Here is a 21,270-nt window from a genome sequence, read left to right on the forward strand (position 1 = left end):
CAAGCGGTTTCTGCAGGCCAGGGGAGACGGCGGCCAGCGGCTGTGGCTGCGCTTTTACGACCCGCGCGTGCTGCCTCGCCTGCTGGCGCAGTTCGACCCGGCGCATCTGGGGGACTGGTTCCACGGCCACAGCATCCTCGCCTGCCTGGCACCGCATCCCGAGGGGATCTGGGTCGGCTTGGCGCAGCGCAAGTTTCTGGACCACGTCACAGGCCTGGCGCGCCTGGACAACAGGCAATGGGAGGTGTCTTCGCCATGATGGAAATTTCAACCCTGGAAATGCAGCGCACGCTGCGCCGCAACCTGGTGCCCAGCGAGGGAGGGATTGCCGCCATCGTGCGGCAGACCTGCCATCTCAGCGAGCAGGATTGGCCGCATGACAGGCTGCTGGCCCATACCCGGCGAGGCCTTGACCGCGCGGTGGGCTGGGGCCTGTCGACGCCGGACGATGTCATCGGCTTCCTGGCCTTGCGCCACCAGTTTGGCGAGCGCTTCGACGAGTTTCCCGCCGTGTGCAAGTTTCTCTCGCGCACCGACCTGCCGTCTGACGGACGCATCCAGCTGATGATGCTTGAACTGCCGATGGGCATCTGGGACGTGGTGCGGCGGCGCACGCCTGCGGGCGAGTCCTCCTCGCCCCTGGGGGGCCCGGGTGCATGAGCTGCGAGCAACTGGTCCCCGCCTTCATTGCCCTCAATCGCCTGAAGCGGTCCAGGGACCTGTGCAAGGCCGTCGTGCTTGTGGGCTTCAACAAGGTATGCGGCACCCGGGACTTCGACAATGAACTGGACCGCAGGGCGCTGTGCGAGCTGTTTTGCTGCTGCATGACCGGCGGCCTGGGCCAGCGCTGCGTGGCCGGCGTGGTCATGCAGGCCGACGGGTTTGAAGGTTACCGGGGCTACTACAAGCAGGAAGTGCCGTACCTGAACAAGGCCCCCGTCATGTCGCGCAGGGAGCCCGTACGACCCACGCGCAGCCGGCCTGCGGGCTCGCGCATTCCCGATGTGGTCGTGGTGAAGAACCCGCGCCTGCCGCCTGTGCTGGACAACGTGCAGCGGGTCTATGAGATGAAGTTTCCGGGAGATGGCTTTTCCAGTGTTGAAGGGCCAGATGGCATGAATCAGTTTCAGGCATATAGAGATATTTTTGAAGACAAGTTCCTCGAGGAAGCCTTGGACGCCGGAAGCTGTGCGTGCGACTGGGATGGCGAAAACGCAAACGAAAGTGTGCTGAACCAGGCAACGCGATGGCAGGCCAACAGGGAAAAGGCCATCTCTTTGTCCGAGCGGGTGAATAAGGATACGGCGGCGGCGGTCGGGGCTGCGGCTGGTGCGACTGCGCTGGGGCGGGCACTCAGAGGTGTAGGTGCGGTGGGGAGCGCACTCGCAAGAGTCCTCGGATTGGCCTTTTGAAGCGATGGTTTAGGTACAGCGAAATATGGAGGATGGATATGGCAAAAGACTTCAACAAACCTTTGAGCACCAGAGAACTACAAAAAGCCACCGTGGCGACGATGGATATTCTCAAGGCTCTGGTATTGCGGAATCGATTTGGACGCGTTTGCGCACGTGCAGGGTGGACCATTGAAATGGTTTTCCATAACGGAGATTCATTGGCTGTGCGTGAGCGTGCATGGGAAGTGGTCAATATTTTCTGTGAGGCTGTAGGGACGGAGAAGCTGGTTTATTGGTACGACGGAATGCCAGCCATGCTGACCAGTGCGATGGCGCAAAATAAGCTGTCTGCGAAGAAGCAGAAAAGTCTGGATAACCCAAAAGGTTATGCTCTGATCTTTCATATGGCCTCGGGTACGCCAAAGCCCCCTGAAGTGTGGGAAAACAATGCACAAGACTTTCGTCTTTACTGTCGTATCAGCAACGACGAAGGGATTTGGATGAAGGATCGCTATCAATCCCCTGGCATAGGCCCTGCCATGTCTTTCATTCGCATGGCATTTCCTATCTGGTGGATTCTGGATCAACCGCCCGAGCGCAATGTGGGCAGCCTCACCACCCAGCTAGTGGAGTTGATGCAGCCCTTCTGGGCTATTGCAGGCTGGGGCATTATGCCTGCAGTGGAAGAACGAAATATCGGACCCGATGGCAAGGGCCAGCAAGTGCTATATCCCTATCTTCAGAGGTTTCCAGGCTTGAATGCTTTAGGGAGCCACGCCTTGCAGAGTCATGACTTCAACAACGCCATGTACAGCGTCAACTGGCTGAGTTTTGTCAGCGATGCATTGCTGGAAAAACTGGGCGGGCGAGAGGCCGTGCGAAAGCAGGTGCAGGCCAGCCAGTATCTATCTGCCGGGGATGTGGGCAACTGCCTGGGAATTCGTGCAGGAGACTTTCCGGGGCTGGGGGATATGGACCAGGGGCTGACGTTGCCCGCCTTTGGCGAGGCAGCGCGCCTGCTCAAGCCTGTCCGTGCCAGATCCCGCCTCAACAGCTTCATCGGACCGCCGCCTTCTGGCTCCAATGATGAGCATGCATGGCTGCTGGCGTGCGATGCCTATATGAGTCGGTTTGATTTGTTCTGATTTCCGGGGATTATTAAGGAGTGGAGGAGCGGCAATGGATGCAAGACATGACTTCGACTGGCCATCAGTCAATGAAAAATCGGGCACCAACATGGTGGAAACACTGGATATTCTCAAGGGGCTGGCGTTGCAGGATAGATTTGGATGTATTTGCGCACGAGCAGGCTGGACCATTGAAATGGTATTTCATGAAGGAGATTCTCTGGCTGTGCGTGAGCGTGCATGGAAGGTGGTTGATCTCTTTTGTGAGGCTGTCGGTAAAGAGAAGCTGGTTTACTGGCATGATGGTATGCCGGCTAGATTAATCAGTAGTGCGGCGCAGAAGAAACTGACCACGAAGAAGCAAAAGAGCCTGGATAATCCTAAAGGTTATGCAATGATGTTTCACCTGGCCTCTGGCTCGCCAAAGCCGCCGGAAGCGTGGACGGATAATGCACAAAACTTTCGTCTTCGCTGTTGCATCGCTAACGAAGAGTTCACATGGCTACATGACCGGCACACCTCCCCTGGAATAGGTCCTTCCATGTCTTTCATTCGCATGGCATTTCCCGCGTGGTGGATCATCAACCAGCCGCCAGAAAGCAATGTGGGTCGCATTACCTCTCAGGTGGTGGAATTGATGAAACCCTTCTGGGCCATTGCAGGGTGGGGAGTCATGTCAACGGTTGAAGAACGAAATATCGGACCTATTAGCCAAGGGCAGCAAGTACTCTATCCCTATTTGCAGCGGTTTCCTGGATTGAATGCCTTGGGCAGCCTTGCGTTGATAAGCCATGACTTCAACAACGCCATGTACAGTATCAATTGGCTCAGTTTTGTCAGTGATGCCTTGCTGGAAAAACTGGGCGGACGGGAGGCAGTGCGTAAGCAGGTTGAGGCCAGCCAATACCTTTCTGCCGGAGATGTGGGCAACTGCCTGGGAATTCGTGCAGGAGATTTTCCGGGGCTGGGGGACATGGATAAGGGACTGACACTGCCGGCCTTTGGCGAGGCGGCGCGTCTGCTCAAGCCTGTCCGTGCCAAATCCCGGCTCAATGACTTTATCGGTGCCCCGCCATCAGGATCCAACGACGAAGACGCGTGGCAATTGGCATGCGACGCCTATATGCGTCGTTTTGATGAGTTCTGAATGGAAAGCACCATGAAGCCACAGCCCACCGCCCCGTTGATGGATGCCGTGTTGCGCACGCTGGGACGGCATAGCCGGCAGGATTACCTGCGCCTGGCTCTGCGCCAGGCGGGATTGAGCGATGCGCAGCTGCTGAAGATCGATCACGCCCCGCCTTACCCGGTGACATGGGCGGAGAGGGGGCTGGACCTGGTCCTTCAACGCCTGGCCTGGGGCGACATGCCAGGCGCTCCGACATGGGGCGTGCACAGCGTGACCCTGGATGCGCAGCGCTGGAAGGGGTCCTGGCCCATGGGCCTGGATCCGGAGACCGTGACCGCGCAGGAATTCGTCAGCCTGCTGGCCCAGGACCAGTCCGAGGCGCTGTGCCTGCCCCAGATGGCCTGCTGCACGACCCGCGGTTTCGACGAGCAGACATGGGCACTGGTGGCAGTCTTTGGCGGCGCCAGCGGCGCTTTGCAGAATTTGACGATGAGCCGGGTCGGGGAATGGGTGGGGCTTTCCATGCTTCCGGCCTGGCAGGGAGCCGGGTAGCGGGTGGGCCATGTGGGCGATAGGGCCCCGTGGGCGCCAGTTCCGACCGGGCGCCACGGGCATGGCGGCGCGGCTACACTGCGGGCCATTCATTCGAGGGGCTGGCCGTGGCCGGTTCCTTCCCCCTGTTTTCCCTAGAGATTTCCGCCATGTCCAACGATGCCCACGAAGCCACCGCCCTGCCCGACGAGCCTGCCCTGACGCCCGAGGCGCTGGAGGAGCTTGACGATCTGCTCGACGAGCTGCGCACGCGCGGCGAGGAGATTCCGCAGTGGGAGTTCTGCGACGGTTTCCTGACGGCGCTGATCTGCACGCGCCGCGAGGTGCCGGCCGCCGAGTGGCTGCCCATGCTGCTGGGCGACGGCGGCACGCTGGAGGCGGCCGAGGGCCAGCCGCTGCCGCTGATGGAAGTGTTCAAGGACGCTGCGCAGCAGGCGCGCTTTCTGGAGCTGGTGGGCCTGCGCATGGACGAGATCCGCACCCAGCTGGACGCCGACGTGAAGACGCTGGAAGACGACCGCACCTTCCAGCCCGAGGCCATGGACATGCGCGGCGCCATCCTGTCGCTGCCCGAGGAAGAGCGTCCCGATGACGGCGAGATTCCCTCGTTCGGCCAGATCTGGGCGCTGGGCTTCATGTTCGTGGTCGAGAACTGGGCCGAGGAATGGGCCGCCCCGCGCGACAAGGAAGCGGCCGGCTGGCTCAACGAGGCGCTCAACGCCGTCGTGGCCCTGACCGAGGACGACACCGGCAAGCCCGAAGTCTGCATGTACGACGAGGACGGCCCCGCGAGCACCAGCCAGGAGCGCGTGGAGCAGTTCGGCGAGGCCATCTGGGCGCTGTACGACCTGCGCCAGATCTGGAAGAGCATGGGCCCGCGCCAGGAAACCATCGTCAAGGGCGAGCAGCCGGGCCGCAATGACCCCTGCCCCTGCGGCAGCGGCAAGAAGTTCAAGAAGTGCCACGGCGCCTGAGCGCCCGCGCCACAGGCTTTGGATGCACGGGCCATGAGACATATCGGTGAACGCATACGCGCCCGCCGCGCCGAACTGGGCATGACCCAGGGCCGGCTGGCCGAGGCCGCAGGCATCACGGCCTCGGCCGTGTCGCAGATCGAATCGGGGGCCATCCGCACCCTCAAGAACGACACCCTGGCCCGCGTGGCCCTTGCGCTGCAGACCACGGCGCTGGAGCTGACGGCCGGGCTGGAAGACGACAACGCGCCGCTGCCCGTGGACGAGCAGCGCCTGCTGGAAAGCTACCGCGCCCTGCCTGCACCGCTGCAGGAGATCGCGCACAAGCTCATAAAAGCCTTGCGCTGATCAGCGCATTGAGGCGCTGCAAGGCGTGTGCCACGGTGGCCTGGCGCACGGCGGCGCGGTCGCCGTCAAAGCGCAGGCATTCGCTGTGCGTGGTGCCGTACACGTTCCAGCCGAACCAGACCGTGCCCACGGGCTTGGCGGCGCTGCCGCCGCCCGGCCCGGCCACGCCTGTCACGGCCACGCTGCACTGCGCGCGTGAGTGGGCGACGGCGCCTTCGGCCATGGCGCGCGCCACGGGCTCGCTCACGGCGCCGTGTTCGGCGATCAGCGCCTCGGGCACGCCCAGCAGGTCGTGCTTGGCCGCGTTGGAGTAGCTGACAAGGCCGCGCTCGAACCATTCGCTGGAGCCGGCGCGGTCCGTGCAGGCCGCAGCGATCATGCCGCCCGTGCAGCTCTCGGCCGTGGCCAGCATCCAGCTGCGCTGCAGCAGCAGGCCTGCCAGGGTTTCGACGAGTTCGTTGGATGCGCTCATGCCAGCTCCTTCAGCCAATGAAATGGCGCCACAGGGCGATGACCAGCAGCGTGCAGAAGGCGGCCACCAGATCATCGAACATGATCCCCCAGCCGCCGCGCCAGCCGAAGCCCTTGAAGCACCGGTCCGCCCATTTGACGGGCTGGGGCTTGGCGGCGTCGAAGAAGCGGAACAGCGCGAAGGCGATGAGCTGGCCCCAGAAGCCCGTGGGCATGACCAGCCACAGCACCAGCCAGAAGGCCACGATCTCGTCCCAGACCAGGTTGCCCGGGTCGGCCACGCGCATGTGGCGCGCCGTGACCGTGCAGGCCCACCAGCCCAGGGGAATGCTGCCCGCGATCAGCAGGCCGATTTGCTGGGACGTGAACCAGTGCTGCAGCAGCAGGAAGGACAGCCAGGCCCACAGCGTGCCCACGGTGCCGGGCGCGATGCGCCCCAGCCCCGAGCCCAGCCCCATGGCGATGAAGTGGGCCGGGTGGGACATCATGAATTCCAGCGTGGGGCGAGCCATGCCGCCCTGCGGCGGGCCTTCCGGTGGGCGCGCCGCAGAGGCAAAGGTGGGGGTAGCAGGATCGCCGGAAACTTCCGGCCGCAGCGGCGCGTCACTCATGGGGCCAGATCATAAGCGCGGCCCTGGTGCTTCACTGACGCTCTTCGACCGCCAGATCCTGCGGATGGCGGATCTGGTGGCGGGCCTCGAAGCTGGCGCTGGCGCCAGCGGCCAGCGGCTGCTGCCAGGCGATCATGCCGTTGCGGTCGTTCCAGCGCGTGGTGGCCGGCTGCGGGCTGTATTGGGACTGCACGCGGATCTGCTCGTTGCGCGAGACGGGTGCGGCGTCCACCACCTGCAGTTCGATGGCGCGGTCATGGCGGTTGTCCACCTGGAAGCGCCGCGTGACCTGGCGTTCGGTGCTGCTGCTGAGCAGGCCGCCGCTGCCCGTGGCCGAGTCCACGGGCAGGTTGCGCACGACCACCTTGTCGTCACGGCCGAAGGACAGGCCCTGGGCCAGCGCGGTGGCGTTGCCGAAGTCCAGCCGGCCCTGGCCGGCGAAGGCGCCGTCGCGGAACAGGGCCACGGGGCCTGCGGGCCAGACACCGGCCGGCACGGCCAGCTGGGCCACCAGGTAGGCGGCCTCTTCCACGGCGGGCGCCGTGCGCGTGAGCAGGGTGGCCGGCAGGTTCTGCGAGCCCAGGGCCAGGGTCACGCGCTCGCTGCTGGAGGGCACGCTGATGCGGTAGGGCACGGAGAACTGCGTGGCGTAGGCGGTGTTGAGGCTGGCGACATCGAGCACCGGCAGTTCGGCGGCCTCGCCGGCCGCCCCGGGCTTGCGGGCGCGCTCCAGCATCATCGCAGGGGCCGCCGGGGCCGGCGCTGGCGGAGGGGCCATGGCGGCCACGGGGCGGGGCCGTTCCACATCCAGCGTCCAGGGATTGGGCAGGCGCGCCTGCGTGCTGCGCGAAGGCTGGCCCGTGGACAGCAGCAGCTGCACCTGGCTCCAGTCCTCACCGCTGTTCTGGGCCACCAGGGCCAGGCGTTCGATGGCCACCGTGCCCTTGGCCGGGTCCAACTGGGCGCGGTAGGTGGGCTGCCAGCTCGGGCCGCGCACCTGGTAGGTGAGCTGCACATTGGCATCGGCCGGGCTGGCCAGTTGCACGGTGACCTTCATCACCTGGGCGTTGCCTGCGCCCGTGCGGTCGCGTTCGAGCTGCAGCGGCCTGAGCTGCTCCTGCAGCGCCTGCTTTTGCCGCAGGATCTGGTGGGCGCGCAGCGTGTTGCCACGGCTGGTGCTGCGCAGCGCCTCGGTGGCGGCGCCCAGCTGGCTGGCGGCGGGCAGGGCGGGGGCTTTGGCGTCATCGCCGGGCTTGGCCAGGCCCTGCAGGTAGTCGCCCACGAGCTTGGCGGCGGACTCGTCGGCCTCCAGCGCGGCCAGCTGGTCTTCCAGCGTGCGGATCTGCTGCTCCAGCGGGCTGGCGCAGGCCTTGGAGGCCAGTTCGCGCGGCTGCGACTGCAGCTTGTAGTCGCCCAGGCGCACGCCGGCATCGGCGCTGACCTGCAGGCTCTGCGGGTCGATGGAGCCGGGCAGGCACTCGAACACCAGCTGGCGCGTGGCGGCCGTGATGCGCGCCGTGCGCTCCACCGAGGCCACGCCCGCATACAGGGTGACGCGCGCGATGGGGGCGCGGGCGATGGTGGCTTCCTGGGCTTGTGCCTGGGCCTGGACCGGGGTGCCTGCCAGCAGGAAGCAGGCGGCGGCCAGGGCCGAGAGGGCGGGCAGGGCGGGCAGGGCGGAGCGTTGAACCATGGGCAGTCCTTCTCGGATGAAAGTGGTTTGGCGCGGCGTCAGGCCGCAGCGAAGTGGTCGAATGAGGTCCACCGGGGCGCCATGGCCGCTCCGTCCGGGCCGATCAGCCGCAGGCCGGGCGGGGCCTCGGTGCAGCCGATGCGCGTGACGCGCGTGGCGGTGTCGCGGCCTGCGGCCTGCACGGCATCGCGCCGGTCGGCCGGGGCCGTGAAGCACAGCTCGTAGTCGTCGCCGCCGGACAGGGTGCACTGGTGCAGCAGGTCGATGGCCAGGGGCGTGTGCCGGCCGGCATCGAGCAGCGGCGTGACCAGGCGCGTGTCCAGGCTGGCGCCCACGCGGGATTGCTCGAGGATGTGGCCCAGGTCGCCCAGCAGGCCGTCGCTCACATCCAGCGCGCTGCTGGCAATGCCGCGCAGCGCCTGGCCCAGGGCCACGCGCGGCGTGGGCGCTTCCAGGCGCTGGCGCGCGGCGGCCAGCGTGCCGGGTGGCAAGGTGGTGTGGCCCAGCAGGGCTTCCAGCGCCAAGCGGGCATCGCCCAGGCTGCCGCTGACCCAGATGTCGTCGCCCGCGCGCGCGCCGCTGCGCAGCAGGGCCTGGCCGGGCGGCACCTCGCCGAAGACGGTGATGCAGATGTTCAAGGGCCCCTGGGTGGTGTCGCCGCCGACCAGCTCGCAGCCGTGGGCGTCGGCCAGGGCCAGCAGTCCGGCCGCAAACGCCTCGGTCCAGGCCGCATCGGCGCGCGGCAGGGACAGGGCCAGGGTGAAGGCCAGCGGGCGCGCGCCGCAGGCCGCCAGGTCGGACAGGTTCACGGCCAGGGATTTGTGGCCCAGCAGGCGCGGGTCCACGTCGGCGAAGAAATGCCGGCCCTCGACCAGCATGTCGCTGGAGACGGCCAGCTGCATGCCCGGCGCCGGGGCGAGCAGGGCGCAGTCATCGCCCACGCCCAGGGCGGCGCGGCGCACGGGGCGCTGGAAGAAGCGGCGGATCAGGTCGAATTCACCCACGGTGGCGGCTTTCGGATGCGTTTGGCGATCGGGCTATTGTGCTGCGAGGTTCGTGCTGCCCCGTATCAGGTGGTCTCGCCCACACCGGGCCGATGCTCCAGCGCCAGCGCGTGGAAGGCCTGGGCGGCAGGCGACAGGCTGCGCTGGCGCCTGCGCACCAGGTACAGGTCGCGCCGGCGGTCGGCATCGGCCAGCGGGCGCGTCACCAGGCCGGGCTGCACGAAGTGGAACAGCGCCAGGGCCGGCACCACGCTGATGCCCAGGCCCGCGCGCACCATGCCCATCACGGTGGCCAGGTGCTCCACTTCCAGCAAGGTGTTGAGGGGCGGGGCCTGCTCCTGCGATTCCAGGTACTGGCGCACGCTGCTGTGGCGGGCGAGCTGGATGAAGGGTTGGTCCCGCAGGTCGGCCATGGTTGGCGCGGGCAGCGCTGCCAGCGCATGGTCGGCGCGGCAGACCAGGTGCAGCCGGTCGGCGCAGAACCATTCGGCCTGCAGCTCCTCGGTGTCGGCGCGGATGGCGGCCAGCGCCAGGTCGGCCTGGCCCGAGGCCACCTGGGCGATGCAGGACTCGGACAGCAGGTCCGACACCTGCAGCTGTATGCCCGGATGGCGCGCATGGAACAGTGCCAGCACGGGCGGCAGCCAGGCCGCCGCCAGCGAAGGCAGCAGGGCGATGGACACGCGCCCGCGCTGCAGCGCCGCCGCCTCGCGCAGGCCCTGCACGGCATCGCCCAGGTCGGCGCGAATGCGCTGCGCGGCATCGAGGAACTGCGCCCCCTCCTGCGTCAGCGCCACATGGCGCGTGCTGCGGTCGAACAGGCGCACGCCCACGCCGTCTTCCAGGCCCTTGATCAGGGCGCTGAAGGCCGGCTGCGACAGATGGCAGCGCTGCGCGGCCAGCGTGAAGCTGCTGAGCTGGGCCAGGGCGATGAAGGCATCGAGCTGGCGGGAGGAGATATTCATCGGGTTTTTGGATGAGTTGATCCGAATAATCGATTTCACAGATTAGCAGCCCTTGCCTACATTGGCCTGCATGGACCACCTGGAAACCTCCTTTGCCCCGGACAAGCCCCCGCTGTGGGTGGGCTGCGCAGCCGGCTTCTCGGGCGACCGCACCGATGCCGCCGCGCCCGTGGTGCGCGCGCTGGCGGCCAGCGGCCATCGCGCCTGCCTGATCTTCGAGACCCTGGCCGAGCGCACGCTGGCGCTGGCCCAGCTCGCGCGCCGCGAGCAGCCCGACGCGGGCTATGAACCCCTGCTGGAGGACCTGCTGGAGCCCGTGCTGGCCGACTGCCTGGCGCATGGCATACGCATCGTCAGCAACTTCGGTGCCGCCAACCCCGAAGGTGCGGCGCGCTGCATCCAGCGGCTGGCGCAGCGCCTGGGCCTGCGCGTGCCGCGCATCGCCGTGGTGCATGGCGACGATGTCAGCGGCCCGGCGTACCGCGAGGCGCTGCGGGCCGCGCTGGGCGCGGAGTTTCCCGAGGATTCGCTGGTCAGTGCCAACGCCTACATCGGTGCCCGCGCGATTGCCGAGGCCCTGCAGGCCGGCGCCGAGATCGTGGTGGCCGGCCGCGTGTCCGACCCCTCGCTGACCCTGGGACCGGCCATGGCGCATTTCGGCTGGGCCTGGGACGACTGGGACCGCCTGGCGCGCGCCACCATGGCAGGCCACCTGCTGGAATGCGGCGCCCAGGTCACGGGCGGCTACTTCGCCGACCCGGGCTTCAAGGACGTGCAGGGCCTGGCGCGGCTGGGCTATCCCATTGCCATCATCGAGCCCTCGGGCGACTGCACCATCACCAAGCCCGAAGGCACGGGCGGCCTGGTCAGCGAACGCACGGTCAAGGAACAACTGCTGTACGAGGTGCACGACCCGGCCGCCTACCTGACGCCCGACGTGGTGGCCGACCTGTCCGAGGCCGAGGTGCACCAGGTGGGGCCTGACGCCGTGCGCCTGAGCGGCGTGCGCGGCCATGCGCACAACGGCCACTACAAGGTCAATGTCTGCCATGCCTCGGGCTGGCTGGCCGAGGGTGAGATCTCCTATGCCGGCCCGCGCGCCCTGGAGCGCGCCCGGCTGGCCGGCGAGGTGCTGCGCGAGCGCCTGGGCGGCGAGGCCGCAGGCGACCTGCGCCTGGACTGGATCGGCGTGGCCAGCGTGCTGGGCGACGACGCCGGCCGCTGGCGCGACGCGCAGCCGGCCGGCGCAGCCGCCCCCCAGGACGTGCGTCTGCGCGCCGCCTGGCTGCGCCCCACGCAGGCCCAGGCGCGGCGCCTGCCGCGCGAGGTCAATGCGCTGTACACCTGCGGGCCGGCCGGCGGCGGCGGCGTGCGCACGGCGCTGCGCGCGCGGCTGGGCACGGTGTCCTGCCTGCTGGCGCAGCAGAGCGTCGCCACCGGATGGAAGTGGGCCGAGGAAGAGGTCGGGAAAGAAGCCGGGGAGCACGCCGCATGAACACACTGCCAACCACGATGCCCGTCACCGTGCCGCTGTACCGCCTGGCGCACGGGCGCACGGGGGACAAGGGCAACCGCTCCAACATCAGCCTCATCGCCTGGAATGCCGCCTGCTGGCCCGTGCTGGTGGAGCAGATCACCGAAGTGCGCGTGGCCGCGCACTTCGCAGCCCGGCGCCCTGCGCGCGTGCAGCGCTTCGTGCTGCAGCGCCTGCAGGCCATGAACTGGGTGCTGGACGCGGTGCTGGACGGCGGCGTCAACGACGCGCTCAACCTCGACAGCCACGGCAAGGCGCTGTCGTACTGGCTGCTGCAGATGCAGGCCCACATACCGGCTTCGCTGCTGCCCCACCTGGCGCCGGAGTAGCAGGCAGCACCCGCCCGTCACACATTCATCACAACAAAGGAGACAGACATGCACTTTTCGCACAACTTCCCCCGCCGCCATGTGCTCGCGCTGGCCGCCTGCGCGCTGGCAGCCGCCGCAGCACCGGCGCTGGCACAGGACTATCCGTCCAAGCCCATCACCTTCGTCGTGCCGTTTGCGGCCGGCAGCGCCACCGACCAGCTGGCACGGGCGCTGGGCCAGGCCGTGACCACGGCGACCAAGCAGGCGGTGGTGGTCGAGAACAAGGGCGGCGCCAGCGGCATGATCGCGGCCCAGCAGGTGGCGCGCTCGGCGGCCGATGGCTACACGGTGCTGATCACCACCAACACCACGCATGCGGCCAACCAGCATCTGTACAAGAAGCTGCCCTATGACGCGGTCAAGGACTTCGCGCCCGTGGCCGGGCTGGGCAAGGGCGGCCAGGTGCTGGTGGTGCGCGCCGATGCGCCGTACAGGAACGTGGGCGACCTGCTGGCGGCGGCGAAGAAGCAGCCGGGCAAGCTGTCGTTCGGCAGCGGCAGCTCCTCCAGCCGCGTGGCCGGTGAAATGCTCAAGCAGCTGGCCGGCGTGGACCTGATGCACGTGCCCTACAAGAGCAATCCGCTGGCCATCACCGACCTGCTGGGCGGCCAGATCGACCTGATGATCACCGACACCTCCACCGGCGTGCCCCAGGTCAAGTCGGGCAAGCTGCGCGCCCTGGGCTACTCCACCACCAAACGCAGCCCGCAGCTGCCCGAGGTGCCCACGCTGGAGGAAGCCGGCGTCAAGGGCTATGACATGGGCTACTGGTTCGCGGCCTACGCGCCCGCTGGCACGCCCGAGGCCGTGGTGGCCCGGCTCAACCGCCTGCTGTCCGACGCCGTGCACAGCGCGGGCGCCAAGTCCTTCTTCGAGATGTCCGGCTCCGAGGGCTGGACCGCAACGCCCCAGGAGCTGGCTGCCTTCCAGGCGGGCGAGACCCAGAAGTGGGGCCAGGTGATCAAGGCCGCCGGCATCCAGCCCGAGTAGGCCGCTCCCCGCTCTCCCGTTCCCTTTTTTTCCGAACCGTCCTAGGCCGCCGCAATGCACGGCGGCCAGGGCGGAGCCTTGCCTGTGCCATGACCCCAAGGAGACAACATGCACATCAGATCCACCCATCCACTGGCCCTTGCCCTTGCCGCATCCGGCCTGCTGACCGCCTGCGGCGGCAGTGACTCGCCCGCCGGCTCGCAGGCGCCTCGCATGCAGCTGAGCATCAGCGCCACCGAGGACTTTGCCGGCAGCTACGGCAGTGTCGGCGCCTATGAGAAAGTGACCGGCGTGCTGCGCGGCGAGCTGGACCCGGCCGACCCGAAGAACGCCGTGATCCAGGACCTGGCGCTGGCGCCCGTCAATGCGCGCGGCATGGTCGAGTACAGCACCGACTTCGTCATGCTCAAGCCCAAGGACATGTCCAAGGCCAGCGGCGTGCTGCGCTATGACGCGCCCAACCGCGGCAACATCCTGACCATGCCCAACCCCACGGCCACGCCCGGCGATGCGGTCTACCTGGAGCGCGGCTATGTGCTGCTGTACTCGGCCTGGCAGGGCGACGTGCCCAAGTCCACGCCCGCGCGCCTGACGGTCACCGTGCCCGTGGCCCGCAACAAGGACGGCAGCAGCATCACGGGCAGCTACCGCACCGAGCTGGTCCCGGCCGCCGCCGTGCCCTCCATGACCCTGCCCGGCGGCGTGTTCAACGGGACCATGATCCCCTACGAGCCCGCCAGCCTGGACAACACGCAGGCCGGCTACTCGCTCACGCGCCGCATCAACGAAACCGATGCGCGCCAGACCGTGCCTGCGGGCGACTGGAAGTTCGCCAGCTGCGATGCCGCCGCCAATCCCTTCCCCGGCACACCCAGCGCCACCAATGTCTGCCTGAAGGGCGGGTTCGACCCGCAGTACCTCTACGAGCTGGTCTACGTGGCCAAGGACCCCAAGGTCATGGGCGTGGGCCTGGCCGCGCTGCGCGACACGGTGAGCTTCTTCCGCGCCAAGGCGGCCGACGCCGACGGCAAGGCCAATCCGCTGGCCGGGCGCATCACGCACACCATCGGCCAGGGCACCTCGCAGTCGGGCAATGCCATGAAGACTTTCCTGCACCTGGGCTTCAACCAGGCGCTCGATGGCGGCAAGGTTTTCGACGGCATGTATGCCCATGTGGCCGCGCGCCAGACCAACATCAACACGCGCTTCGCCGTGCCCGGCGGCGGGGGCGGCCTGCGCACCGACCACACGGCCTTCGGACAGACCGCGCCGCGTGGCCTGGACAAGGACTACAGCGACGAGGTCAGCGGCCGCCAGGGCGGCGTGATGAAGCGCTGCGAAGCCAGCAACACCTGCCCCAAGTTCTTCCTGGGCCTGTCGGGCACGGAGTTCTGGCAGCTGCAGGGCTCGCCCGTGCTGACCGATGCCAATGGCCTGCGCGACATCGCCCAGCCCGCCAATGCGCGCATCTACTACTACGCCAGCACCCAGCACGGCGGCGCAGGCGGCACGGCCAGCATCGGCTATGCGCCCACGCGCAATGTCTATCCGGCCGGCACCGTGGTGCACTTCAACGACACGTTCCGCGCGCTGTTCGTCGCGCTGGAGGACTGGGTGGTGCGCGGCACCGAGCCGCCGGCCAGCCAGGTGCCCAAGCTGGCCGACGGCACCCTGGTGCGGCCCGACAAGCTGGTCTTTCCCGCCATGAAGGGCCTGAGCTGGAGCGTGGGCGGCGTGCAGACCGCCATCCCCGAGTTCCGCTACCTGGCGCGCCACAACGGCTTTGCGCTGCTCGACTTCGGCCCGCAGTACGTGCCGCAGGACGAAAGCGGCATCGCCACGCTGCAGCCGCCGCGCGCCACGGGCAAGGACTACGCCATCCTCGTGCCCCAGGTCGATGCGGCCACCGGCCTCACGCGCGCCGGCATCCGCAGCGTGGAGGCGCGGGCACCGCTGGGCACCAGCATGGAGTTCAACTACGTGGCCACGCCGGGCATCGTGGACCTGTCCAACCTCACGGGCAGCTTCATCCCCTTCCACAAGACGCGCGCGGCGCGGCTGGCGGCCGGTGACGCGCGGCCTTCACTGGAGGAGCTGTATGTTGATCAGGCCGGCTACGTGAGCGCCGTCACGGCCGCGGCCCAGGACCTGGTGCGCCAGCGCCTGCTGCTGCAGCGCGACGCCGACGCGCAGATCACCGCCGCGCGTGCGGCGGCGGTGCTGCCTTGAGCCTGCGCTGAACGCAGGCCTCAGACGGCCTGGCCGCGAAAGCGCATGGCCGCCTGGCGCGAGACCTCGGCCAGCAACTGCTCGCTGCGCTGGCGTTCGCGCAGCCAGCGGGCATCGTTGCTGCCGGCGGCCACGTCGCTGCGCAGCAGGTGCAGGGCGGGCGCGGCGCCATGGCGGGCCGCGTAGTCGGCCACGGCATCCATGGTCTTGAGGATATGGTCGGCCAGCGGCATGTGCTCGCCCGTGGCCGGGTCCACGTACACGGCTTCCAGGCCGAAGCGGCAGGCCTGGAAGCGGTTGTAAGTGTAGACCAGGTAGTCGTCCTCCACGGGCGTGAAGGGCTGGGTGTCCATGAACCAGGCAGCCAGCGCCTGCACATAGCCGGACAGGGCGGCTGCGCGCTCGATGGTCAGTGGCGTGTCGAACACGCGGATCTCGATGGTGCCGAACTCGGGCTTGGGCCGGATGTCCCAGTAGAAGTCCTTCATGCTCTTGACCACGCCCGTGCGCGTCATCTTGTCGAAGTACTGCTCGAACTCGCTCCAGTGCAGCACGCAGGGCGCGCGGCCCGACAGCGGAAAGGCGAACACCGAGTTCAGCCGCGCCGAGTCGAAGGCCGTGTCATGGCCCTGCACATAGGGGCTGGAGGCCGACAGCGCAATGAAGTGCGGGATGTAGCGCGACATGCGGTGCAGCATCAGCAGGGCCGCATCGGCGTCGGGGCAGCCGATGTGCACGTGCTGGCCGAAGATGGTGAACTGCTTGGACAGGTACCCGTACAGCTGCGACAGCTCCTGGAAGCGCGGCTTGTCGTAGATGCGCCGCTCATGCCACTGCTGGAAGGGGTGGGTGCCGCCGCCCACCACGGCGATGTTGAGCTTGTCGGCGCTTTTGACCAGCGCATCGCGGATCTGGCTGAGCTGGCCCAGCACCTCCGAGGCCGAATGGCAGACGCTGGTGGAGATCTCGATCATGCTGTTCGTCATCTCGGGCACCACGCTGCCGGGCAGCGGGTTCTTGAGCATGAGGCGCAGCATGTCCTCGGCGTAGGGGGCCAGGTCGTAGTCGTGGGTGTTGACCAGCTGCAGTTCCAGCTCCACGCCCAGGGTCAGCGGTTCGGACGAGTTGAAGGCTTCAAGACTCACGTTCATCTCCTGCGGTATTCGTGCGGCTCAGCGGCTTCCAGGGACGGGAGCTTTCGCCGGAGCGGTAGATGGCCACGGTGGCCAGGGCGGCGCCCAGCACCTCCATCACCAAAATGGTGGGCAGGGCCACGCCTGCGATCTGCGCGCCCAGCTCGGGCGCGGCGGCCACGAACTGCGATGCAATCAGCAGCGCCACCGATGACATGGGTGCCATGGCGCAGCCCACCCAGAAGGCCTGGCGCCAGTTGGCGCCCGTGCCCACATTGCCCACGGCCACGCCCATGGTCTTGGCGACCAGGCGTGCCAGGATCACGGCGCCCACCACGCCGGCCACCGGCGCGCTCCAGTCGGCCTGCGCGGCCACGGTGGAGACCAGCACGAACATCAGCATGGTCAGCAGCGAGGCCGCCGTGCCCAGCTGGCGCGGCCAGGCCCAGGGGCGCGGGTTGAACTGCTTGAGCAGGATGCCGCCCAGCAGCGCCGCCAGCGGCGCCGAGCCGCCCAGGTACGAGGCCACGGGCACGCTGGCCGAGATCAGCGTGAGAAAGAGGATGGAGGTGTTCTCGCTGGCCGGGCTCATGAAGCGCAGCGCCAGGCGCATCAGCACGGCCAGCACCAGGGCCACGGCCACCGAGACGCCCAGCACCACCAGCACCGGCATGATCGAGGCCACGAAGCCCGCCTTGGGCTGCGTCAGCATGCCCGCCTTGGCGCTGCCCAGGGCCAGCGCATACAGCGTGGACAGGGTGGCCAGCACCAGGCCGCGATCGGTCACGGCGCCTGCGGCACGCATGTCGGCCACCACGCGCGTCAGCACCAGGGGCGAGGCTGCCATGGCCACCAGGGCCAGCGGCCCGGCCACTTCGGGGGCCACGCCCAGCCAGCGCAGCACCAGGGAGACGAGCACATAGGTCAACGCGGATTCGGCCACGCTTTGCACCAGCACCATGGGGTTGTGGCGGAACCAGCGCAGCGTGATGCGCCCGCCGCATTCGAACAGCACGATGGCCACGCCCAGCTCCAGCAGGAACAATCCCGTGCCCTGCAGCGGCCAGGCGGTGTTGGCGCCAAAGCCGATCAGCCCGGCAATGCCGCCGACCAGCGAATAGCCGACCACCTTGGGCAGGGCCGCATGGCGCTGGCAGGCGTAACCCACCATGGTGGCCACGGCCAGCAGCAGGGACCATTGCACCGTGGCCAACCCGGCCGATGGCCGCAGCCACGGTTCCCAGAAGCTCAGCATGTCATTCATAAGCGAGGTCCTTTGCGCGAGCCAGTGGCCCGCAAGCGAAGCTCCGCAGGGCCTTCCCTGCGGCGCGGGCAAGCCCGCGTCCCGTGCGCCTGGCACGGGGACACTTCGTTGGCGATCCACTGGCGTGACTGCCGGGCTGCAAGGCCGGGCGGGCACGCCAGCACGTGGGTTCCGCGTGGTTCCCGAGGTCCCGCAGGCTCAGGGGCGGAAGAAACTCAGCGGCGCTGTGCGCAGACGGCGGCGGATGGCCGAATAGATGCGCGAGCGGTCGACTCCGCTGACATTGTGTGCCCTCATCGCAACGCGGAATGCCAGATAAAAGCTGACAGTGACATTCAACGCGCCATTGACCGGCAGTAGGGCAACCGCCCACCAGAACATGTCGGAGTGCAGCACCTGCCAGCCCAGGGCCGCCATGGCGGCACCGATCTGGCCTGCCGACAGCGTGACGTGGCGCACCTCCAGCCCCAGGCCGAAGAAGGCCGCGAAAGCGGGCACCAGGCCCAGCATCATGCCCAGCGAGACGTTGGCGGCAAAGCCCGAAATGTTCTTGCGCCAGAAATGCGCCCAGCGGTCGGCACGCTTGGCGCCCAGCCAGCGCGTGATGCCGGGGTTGTAGCGGATCACCGAGTCCAGCCGGCGCAGCACGAACCAGTTCTCCGCCCAACCCGCGATCAGGCTGCTGGCGAACAGCAGCACGCCCGTGAAGGCCGCGAACAGCGGCGACATGCCCAGCAGACTCAGCGAGTCGAGCACGGCAATCGCATGCGGCCCGTCGATGGGCGTGTGGCCGAACAGCTGGGCATAGCCCAGCGACAGCAGCAGCACCATGGGCAGCACCACCAGCACGTTGCCCAGCACGGCCGCCACCTGCGAGCGCACCAGGTGGGCGACCTCGTCCACGAACTCCTCGATGGCCTCGCTGGCGCGCAGGTCCTTGAGCTTGGCGGCCATGGCCGGTGCCGTCATGGCCGGCTGCTTGGTCGCCACCGTGAAGTGCAGCAGCTGGATCAGCACAAAGCTGATGGAGTAGTTGATGCCCGCCGCCAGCCCACCCCAGAACGCCGACAGCCCCAGCGCGTAGAGCGCGAACTTCAGCAGCGTGGTGAAGGCCATCACAAAGCCGCCGCCAGCGGCCTTGGTCGCCATGGACAGGTATTCGCGGCCGGTGCGCGTGATGTAGTGCTCGCCTGTCTCGGCGCTGCGCTCGGCCACCTTGGCCGCCAGCAGCGAGGTGTTGGTGGACAGCAGCGCGCGCAGGCTGCGCCGCTCAATGCCCACGGACACCAGGTTGGCCAGCAGGTCGGCCGTCTCGGTGGCGCGGTTGTCGGCCACCAGGCAGTCCAGCAGCCGCCTGACGCGCAGGATGCGCGCGCGCAGCTGGCGCAGGCGGAACACCAGGCCCACCGAAATCCCTTCGGACTCGAAATGTGTGTAGACCGATGTCACGGCCGCGCGGCAGGCATCCAGGCGCTCGCGCAGCCGGGCCTCGGCCGCATCGCGCCGGTCATTGGTGCGCAGCGCGTGCATCACCTCCACGCGCAGGCTCTCGGCGTCGTGGATCAGGGCGTGGAAGGGCTGGTCGTCGCGCGCCTGCTCGTCCATGCGCAGGCGCAGTTCGGGCGAAAAGCCCGTGGACAGGATCTGCCCCGTGCAATAGGTGATGGAGCCCAGCAGGCTGTTCTGCCAGAAGCTGCTGCCCTGGCCCTCGCTGCCGTCGGTCAGCAGCAGTGCGATGCGTTCGAGCAGCGGCGCCTCCAGCGCGTGCAGCCAGCGCGCGTCGAATTCGTCGGGCATGGCCAGCATGAACAGCTCGGAGGCATCCACCGTCTCGGGCGTGCTGGGCAGCAGCTTGTAGCGTGCGCGCTCGGACAGCTCGCTGAACATGTTGGTGCGCGGCGCAAAGCCGAAATCGGCCAGCAGCGCCGTGATGTCCACGGTGTCGATGAAGCGCAGCCACCAGGCATGCAGGCGCTGGCGCACGGCCGGGTCGGCCTCCACGGCCTCCACCAGCAACTGCACACGCTGCACGGCGCCGTCCACCGACGGCTTGGGCGCGCGCACCCACTCCAGCAGGTGGATCAGCCAGATATGGCGGTGCGCGAGGTCGGCCTCGGGGTCGAGTGCGGCCAGAAGGCCGGGCAGGTCTTGGGTGATTCGCTTCATGTAGGGGTCTTGCGGCAGGGCGGAAGACTAGCGCCTCCCCCGAGGAACGCGCTCAGTGCAGCACGCGGTTGTCAGGGTCTGGAAAGCTGTCGCCGCCGGCACCGGATATCAGCTGGAATCGCGGAATGCTGCACTCGAAGACCTCGCCCTCGTGGCTGATGCACAGATAGCTGCCCTGCATGCTGCCGTTGGGCGTGCGCAGCTGGCAGCCGCTGGTGTACTCGAAGGTCTCGCCAGGCTGCAGCAGCGGCTGGCGGCCGATCACCCCCAGGCCCTTGACCTCTTCGACATGGCCCAGTTCGTTGGTGATGATCCAGTGGCGCGCGATCAACTGGCCCGGCACCTGGCCGGTATTGGTCACGGTGATCGTGTAGGAGAAGGCGTATACGCCCGCCGCTGGAGCGGATTGCTCTGGCAAAAAGGCGGGGCGTACCTGGACCTGGAACTCGTTCATGGGCATGGCGGCAATGGTAACTGCCCGCAATGTACCGGCTTGCGAACGTCCCCACGCGCCGCCGTCCATGGCTTTGTGCCGTCGCTGGTGCCGGCATGGGCTAGCTGCGACAATCGCAGGCCATGAGCCCCACCTACCGCATCGCCCCCTCCATCCTGTCTGCCGACTTCGCCCGTCTGGGCGATGAGGTCAAGAATGTGATCGCCTCCGGCGCCGACTGGATCCACTTCGACGTGATGGACAACCACTACGTGCCCAACCTCACGTTCGGTCCCATGATCTGCGAGGCCCTGAAGCCCCATGCGAAGACGCCCGACGGCCAGCCCGTGCCCATCGACGTGCACCTGATGGTCTCGCCCGTGGACGAACTGGCCACGGCCTTCGCCAAGGCCGGCGCCGACTACATCAGCTTCCACCCCGATGCCACGGCCCACGTGCACCGCAGCATCCAGAACATCCGCGCCCAGGGCGCCAAGCCCGGCCTGGTGTTCAACCCCGCCGCCCCGCTGGACGTGCTGGACTGGGTCATCGACGACATCGACCTCATCTTGCTGATGAGCGTGAACCCCGGCTTCGGCGGCCAGAGCTTCATCGACAGCACGCTGCGCAAGATCGAGGCCGCGCGCAAGCGCATCGAGGCCAGCGGCCGCGACATCCGCCTGGAAGTGGACGGCGGCATCAAGGAAACCAACATCCGCCGCGTGGCCGATGCCGGTGCCGACACCTTCGTGGCGGGCAGCGCCATCTTCGGCAAGCCTGACTACAAGGCCGTGATCGACGCCATGCGCGGCGCCCTGGCCGCCTGAGCTTCGGCCTGCCTCCAGCAAAAAAGGGCCCGCGAATTGCGGGCCCTTTTCGTTG

General features: G+C 67.8%; 22 protein-coding genes. 13 read left to right on the forward strand and 9 right to left on the reverse strand.

Going from position 1 to position 21,270, the window contains the following annotated elements:
* The 8 genes from DA1_RS25825 to DA1_RS25860 all read left to right on the forward strand — a co-directional run.
* Positions 1-259 (forward strand): DUF4123 domain-containing protein (locus tag DA1_RS25825; RefSeq protein ID WP_155737670.1); only part of this gene is annotated, 259 nt, incomplete at its 5' end.
* Complete coding sequence (locus DA1_RS25830) at positions 256-660, forward strand: hypothetical protein (protein ID WP_034389556.1); 405 nt, start codon at positions 256-258, stop codon at positions 658-660. The genes DA1_RS25825 and DA1_RS25830, both read left to right, overlap by 4 nt.
* A complete protein-coding gene (locus DA1_RS25835; RefSeq protein WP_034389558.1) occupies positions 657-1,412 on the forward strand; it encodes a hypothetical protein in 756 nt (251 codons plus the stop codon). Before DA1_RS25830 ends, DA1_RS25835 begins: the two co-directional genes overlap by 4 nt.
* Positions 1,413-1,450: 38 nt before the next feature.
* Complete coding sequence (locus tag DA1_RS25840; RefSeq protein ID WP_051941052.1) at positions 1,451-2,539, forward strand: type VI immunity family protein; 1,089 nt, start codon at positions 1,451-1,453, stop codon at positions 2,537-2,539.
* 34 nt (positions 2,540-2,573) lie between these two features.
* Entirely contained in the window at positions 2,574-3,668 is a 1,095-nt protein-coding gene (locus DA1_RS25845) for a type VI immunity family protein (protein WP_034389561.1), read from the forward strand.
* Positions 3,669-3,680: 12 nt separating this feature from the next.
* Positions 3,681-4,202, forward strand: coding sequence for a hypothetical protein (locus DA1_RS25850; protein WP_255288198.1), 522 nt, complete (start codon positions 3,681-3,683; stop codon positions 4,200-4,202).
* 149 nt (positions 4,203-4,351) lie between these two features.
* The gene (locus DA1_RS25855) at positions 4,352-5,176 is read left to right on the forward strand and encodes a YecA/YgfB family protein (protein WP_016450524.1); all 825 of its coding nucleotides are present in this window, start codon (positions 4,352-4,354) and stop codon (positions 5,174-5,176) included.
* Positions 5,177-5,209: 33 nt separating this feature from the next.
* On the forward strand, positions 5,210-5,524 hold the full coding sequence (locus DA1_RS25860) for a helix-turn-helix domain-containing protein (RefSeq protein WP_034389565.1): 315 nt from the start codon (positions 5,210-5,212) through the stop codon (positions 5,522-5,524).
* Here the strand turns inward: DA1_RS25860 and DA1_RS25865 are convergent.
* From DA1_RS25865 to DA1_RS25885, 5 genes are all read right to left on the reverse strand, one after another.
* A complete protein-coding gene (locus tag DA1_RS25865) occupies positions 5,505-5,996 on the reverse strand; it encodes a CinA family protein (RefSeq protein WP_034389567.1) in 492 nt (163 codons plus the stop codon). The genes DA1_RS25860 and DA1_RS25865 overlap by 20 nt on opposite strands.
* A gap of 10 nt (positions 5,997-6,006) precedes the next feature.
* Positions 6,007-6,507, reverse strand: coding sequence for a phosphatidylglycerophosphatase A family protein (locus DA1_RS25870; RefSeq protein ID WP_174549418.1), 501 nt, complete (start codon positions 6,505-6,507; stop codon positions 6,007-6,009).
* A 130-nt stretch (positions 6,508-6,637) separates the two neighbouring features.
* Entirely contained in the window at positions 6,638-8,299 is a 1,662-nt protein-coding gene (locus DA1_RS25875) for a DUF4139 domain-containing protein (protein ID WP_034389570.1), read from the reverse strand.
* A gap of 38 nt (positions 8,300-8,337) precedes the next feature.
* Positions 8,338-9,303, reverse strand: a complete 966-nt coding sequence (thiL, locus tag DA1_RS25880; protein ID WP_034389571.1) for a thiamine-phosphate kinase — start codon at positions 9,301-9,303, stop codon at positions 8,338-8,340.
* 65 nt (positions 9,304-9,368) lie between these two features.
* Complete coding sequence (locus DA1_RS25885) at positions 9,369-10,268, reverse strand: LysR family transcriptional regulator (RefSeq protein WP_034389573.1); 900 nt, start codon at positions 10,266-10,268, stop codon at positions 9,369-9,371.
* Between the two features lie 70 nt (positions 10,269-10,338).
* On the opposite strand from DA1_RS25885, the gene DA1_RS25890 reads away from it, so the two are divergent.
* The 4 genes from DA1_RS25890 to DA1_RS25905 all read left to right on the forward strand — a co-directional run bounded on the left by DA1_RS25890 (position 10,339) and on the right by DA1_RS25905 (position 15,392).
* Positions 10,339-11,763: an acyclic terpene utilization AtuA family protein gene (locus DA1_RS25890; protein ID WP_051940484.1), complete on the forward strand. Its 1,425-nt coding sequence runs from the start codon at positions 10,339-10,341 to the stop codon at positions 11,761-11,763.
* A complete protein-coding gene (locus tag DA1_RS25895) occupies positions 11,760-12,131 on the forward strand; it encodes an AtuA-related protein (RefSeq protein WP_034389574.1) in 372 nt (123 codons plus the stop codon). Before DA1_RS25890 ends, DA1_RS25895 begins: the two co-directional genes overlap by 4 nt.
* Before the next feature lie 48 nt (positions 12,132-12,179).
* A complete protein-coding gene (locus tag DA1_RS25900; RefSeq protein WP_034389575.1) occupies positions 12,180-13,163 on the forward strand; it encodes a Bug family tripartite tricarboxylate transporter substrate binding protein in 984 nt (327 codons plus the stop codon).
* A 108-nt stretch (positions 13,164-13,271) separates the two neighbouring features.
* Positions 13,272-15,392: an alpha/beta hydrolase domain-containing protein gene (locus DA1_RS25905; RefSeq protein ID WP_034389576.1), complete on the forward strand. Its 2,121-nt coding sequence runs from the start codon at positions 13,272-13,274 to the stop codon at positions 15,390-15,392.
* 20 nt (positions 15,393-15,412) lie between these two features.
* Here the strand turns inward: DA1_RS25905 and DA1_RS25910 are convergent, their stop codons facing one another.
* From DA1_RS25910 to apaG, 4 genes are all read right to left on the reverse strand, one after another.
* A complete protein-coding gene (locus DA1_RS25910; protein ID WP_013804717.1) occupies positions 15,413-16,537 on the reverse strand; it encodes a YbdK family carboxylate-amine ligase in 1,125 nt (374 codons plus the stop codon).
* Positions 16,527-17,789 carry a cation:proton antiporter gene (locus DA1_RS25915; RefSeq protein WP_034389577.1) on the reverse strand — a complete coding sequence of 421 codons (1,263 nt, stop codon included), beginning with the start codon at positions 17,787-17,789 and terminating at the stop codon, positions 16,527-16,529. Before DA1_RS25915 ends, DA1_RS25910 begins: the two co-directional genes overlap by 11 nt.
* 198 nt (positions 17,790-17,987) lie before the next feature.
* On the reverse strand, positions 17,988-19,955 hold the full coding sequence (gene tlpB / locus DA1_RS25920; RefSeq protein WP_012202652.1) for a transporter-like protein TlpB: 1,968 nt from the start codon (positions 19,953-19,955) through the stop codon (positions 17,988-17,990).
* Between the two features lie 52 nt (positions 19,956-20,007).
* Positions 20,008-20,415, reverse strand: coding sequence for a Co2+/Mg2+ efflux facilitator ApaG/CorD (apaG, locus tag DA1_RS25925; protein ID WP_034389582.1), 408 nt, complete (start codon positions 20,413-20,415; stop codon positions 20,008-20,010).
* A 116-nt stretch (positions 20,416-20,531) separates the two neighbouring features.
* Here apaG and rpe point away from each other — a divergent pair, with 116 nt between their 5' ends.
* Complete coding sequence (gene rpe, locus DA1_RS25930) at positions 20,532-21,215, forward strand: ribulose-phosphate 3-epimerase (protein ID WP_012202654.1); 684 nt, start codon at positions 20,532-20,534, stop codon at positions 21,213-21,215.
* The last annotated feature ends 55 nt before the right edge of the window (positions 21,216-21,270 follow it).

Origin of the sequence: Delftia acidovorans NBRC 14950 (assembly GCF_001598795.1) — a bacterium.
GTDB lineage: Bacteria > Pseudomonadota > Gammaproteobacteria > Burkholderiales > Burkholderiaceae_C > Comamonas > Comamonas acidovorans.

Bases quoted from the DNA above. Each gene is read 5' to 3' on its own strand.
- DA1_RS25830 (WP_034389556.1), top strand. From the start codon at position 256: ATGATGGAAATTTCAACCCTGGAAATGCAGCGCACGCTGCGCCGCAAC.
- DA1_RS25835 (WP_034389558.1), top strand. From the start codon at position 657: ATGAGCTGCGAGCAACTGGTCCCCGCCTTCATTGCCCTCAATCGCCTG.
- DA1_RS25840 (WP_051941052.1), top strand. From the start codon at position 1,451: ATGGCAAAAGACTTCAACAAACCTTTGAGCACCAGAGAACTACAAAAA.
- DA1_RS25845 (WP_034389561.1), top strand. From the start codon at position 2,574: ATGGATGCAAGACATGACTTCGACTGGCCATCAGTCAATGAAAAATCG.
- DA1_RS25850 (WP_255288198.1), top strand. From the start codon at position 3,681: ATGAAGCCACAGCCCACCGCCCCGTTGATGGATGCCGTGTTGCGCACG.
- DA1_RS25855 (WP_016450524.1), top strand. From the start codon at position 4,352: ATGTCCAACGATGCCCACGAAGCCACCGCCCTGCCCGACGAGCCTGCC.
- DA1_RS25860 (WP_034389565.1), top strand. From the start codon at position 5,210: ATGAGACATATCGGTGAACGCATACGCGCCCGCCGCGCCGAACTGGGC.
- DA1_RS25865 (WP_034389567.1), bottom strand. From the start codon at position 5,996: ATGAGCGCATCCAACGAACTCGTCGAAACCCTGGCAGGCCTGCTGCTG.
- DA1_RS25870 (WP_174549418.1), bottom strand. From the start codon at position 6,507: ATGGCTCGCCCCACGCTGGAATTCATGATGTCCCACCCGGCCCACTTC.
- DA1_RS25875 (WP_034389570.1), bottom strand. From the start codon at position 8,299: ATGGTTCAACGCTCCGCCCTGCCCGCCCTGCCCGCCCTCTCGGCCCTG.
- DA1_RS25885 (WP_034389573.1), bottom strand. From the start codon at position 10,268: ATGAATATCTCCTCCCGCCAGCTCGATGCCTTCATCGCCCTGGCCCAG.
- DA1_RS25890 (WP_051940484.1), top strand. From the start codon at position 10,339: ATGGACCACCTGGAAACCTCCTTTGCCCCGGACAAGCCCCCGCTGTGG.
- DA1_RS25895 (WP_034389574.1), top strand. From the start codon at position 11,760: ATGAACACACTGCCAACCACGATGCCCGTCACCGTGCCGCTGTACCGC.
- DA1_RS25900 (WP_034389575.1), top strand. From the start codon at position 12,180: ATGCACTTTTCGCACAACTTCCCCCGCCGCCATGTGCTCGCGCTGGCC.
- DA1_RS25905 (WP_034389576.1), top strand. From the start codon at position 13,272: ATGCACATCAGATCCACCCATCCACTGGCCCTTGCCCTTGCCGCATCC.
- DA1_RS25915 (WP_034389577.1), bottom strand. From the start codon at position 17,789: ATGAATGACATGCTGAGCTTCTGGGAACCGTGGCTGCGGCCATCGGCC.
- tlpB (WP_012202652.1), bottom strand. From the start codon at position 19,955: ATGAAGCGAATCACCCAAGACCTGCCCGGCCTTCTGGCCGCACTCGAC.
- apaG (WP_034389582.1), bottom strand. From the start codon at position 20,415: ATGCCCATGAACGAGTTCCAGGTCCAGGTACGCCCCGCCTTTTTGCCA.
- rpe (WP_012202654.1), top strand. From the start codon at position 20,532: ATGAGCCCCACCTACCGCATCGCCCCCTCCATCCTGTCTGCCGACTTC.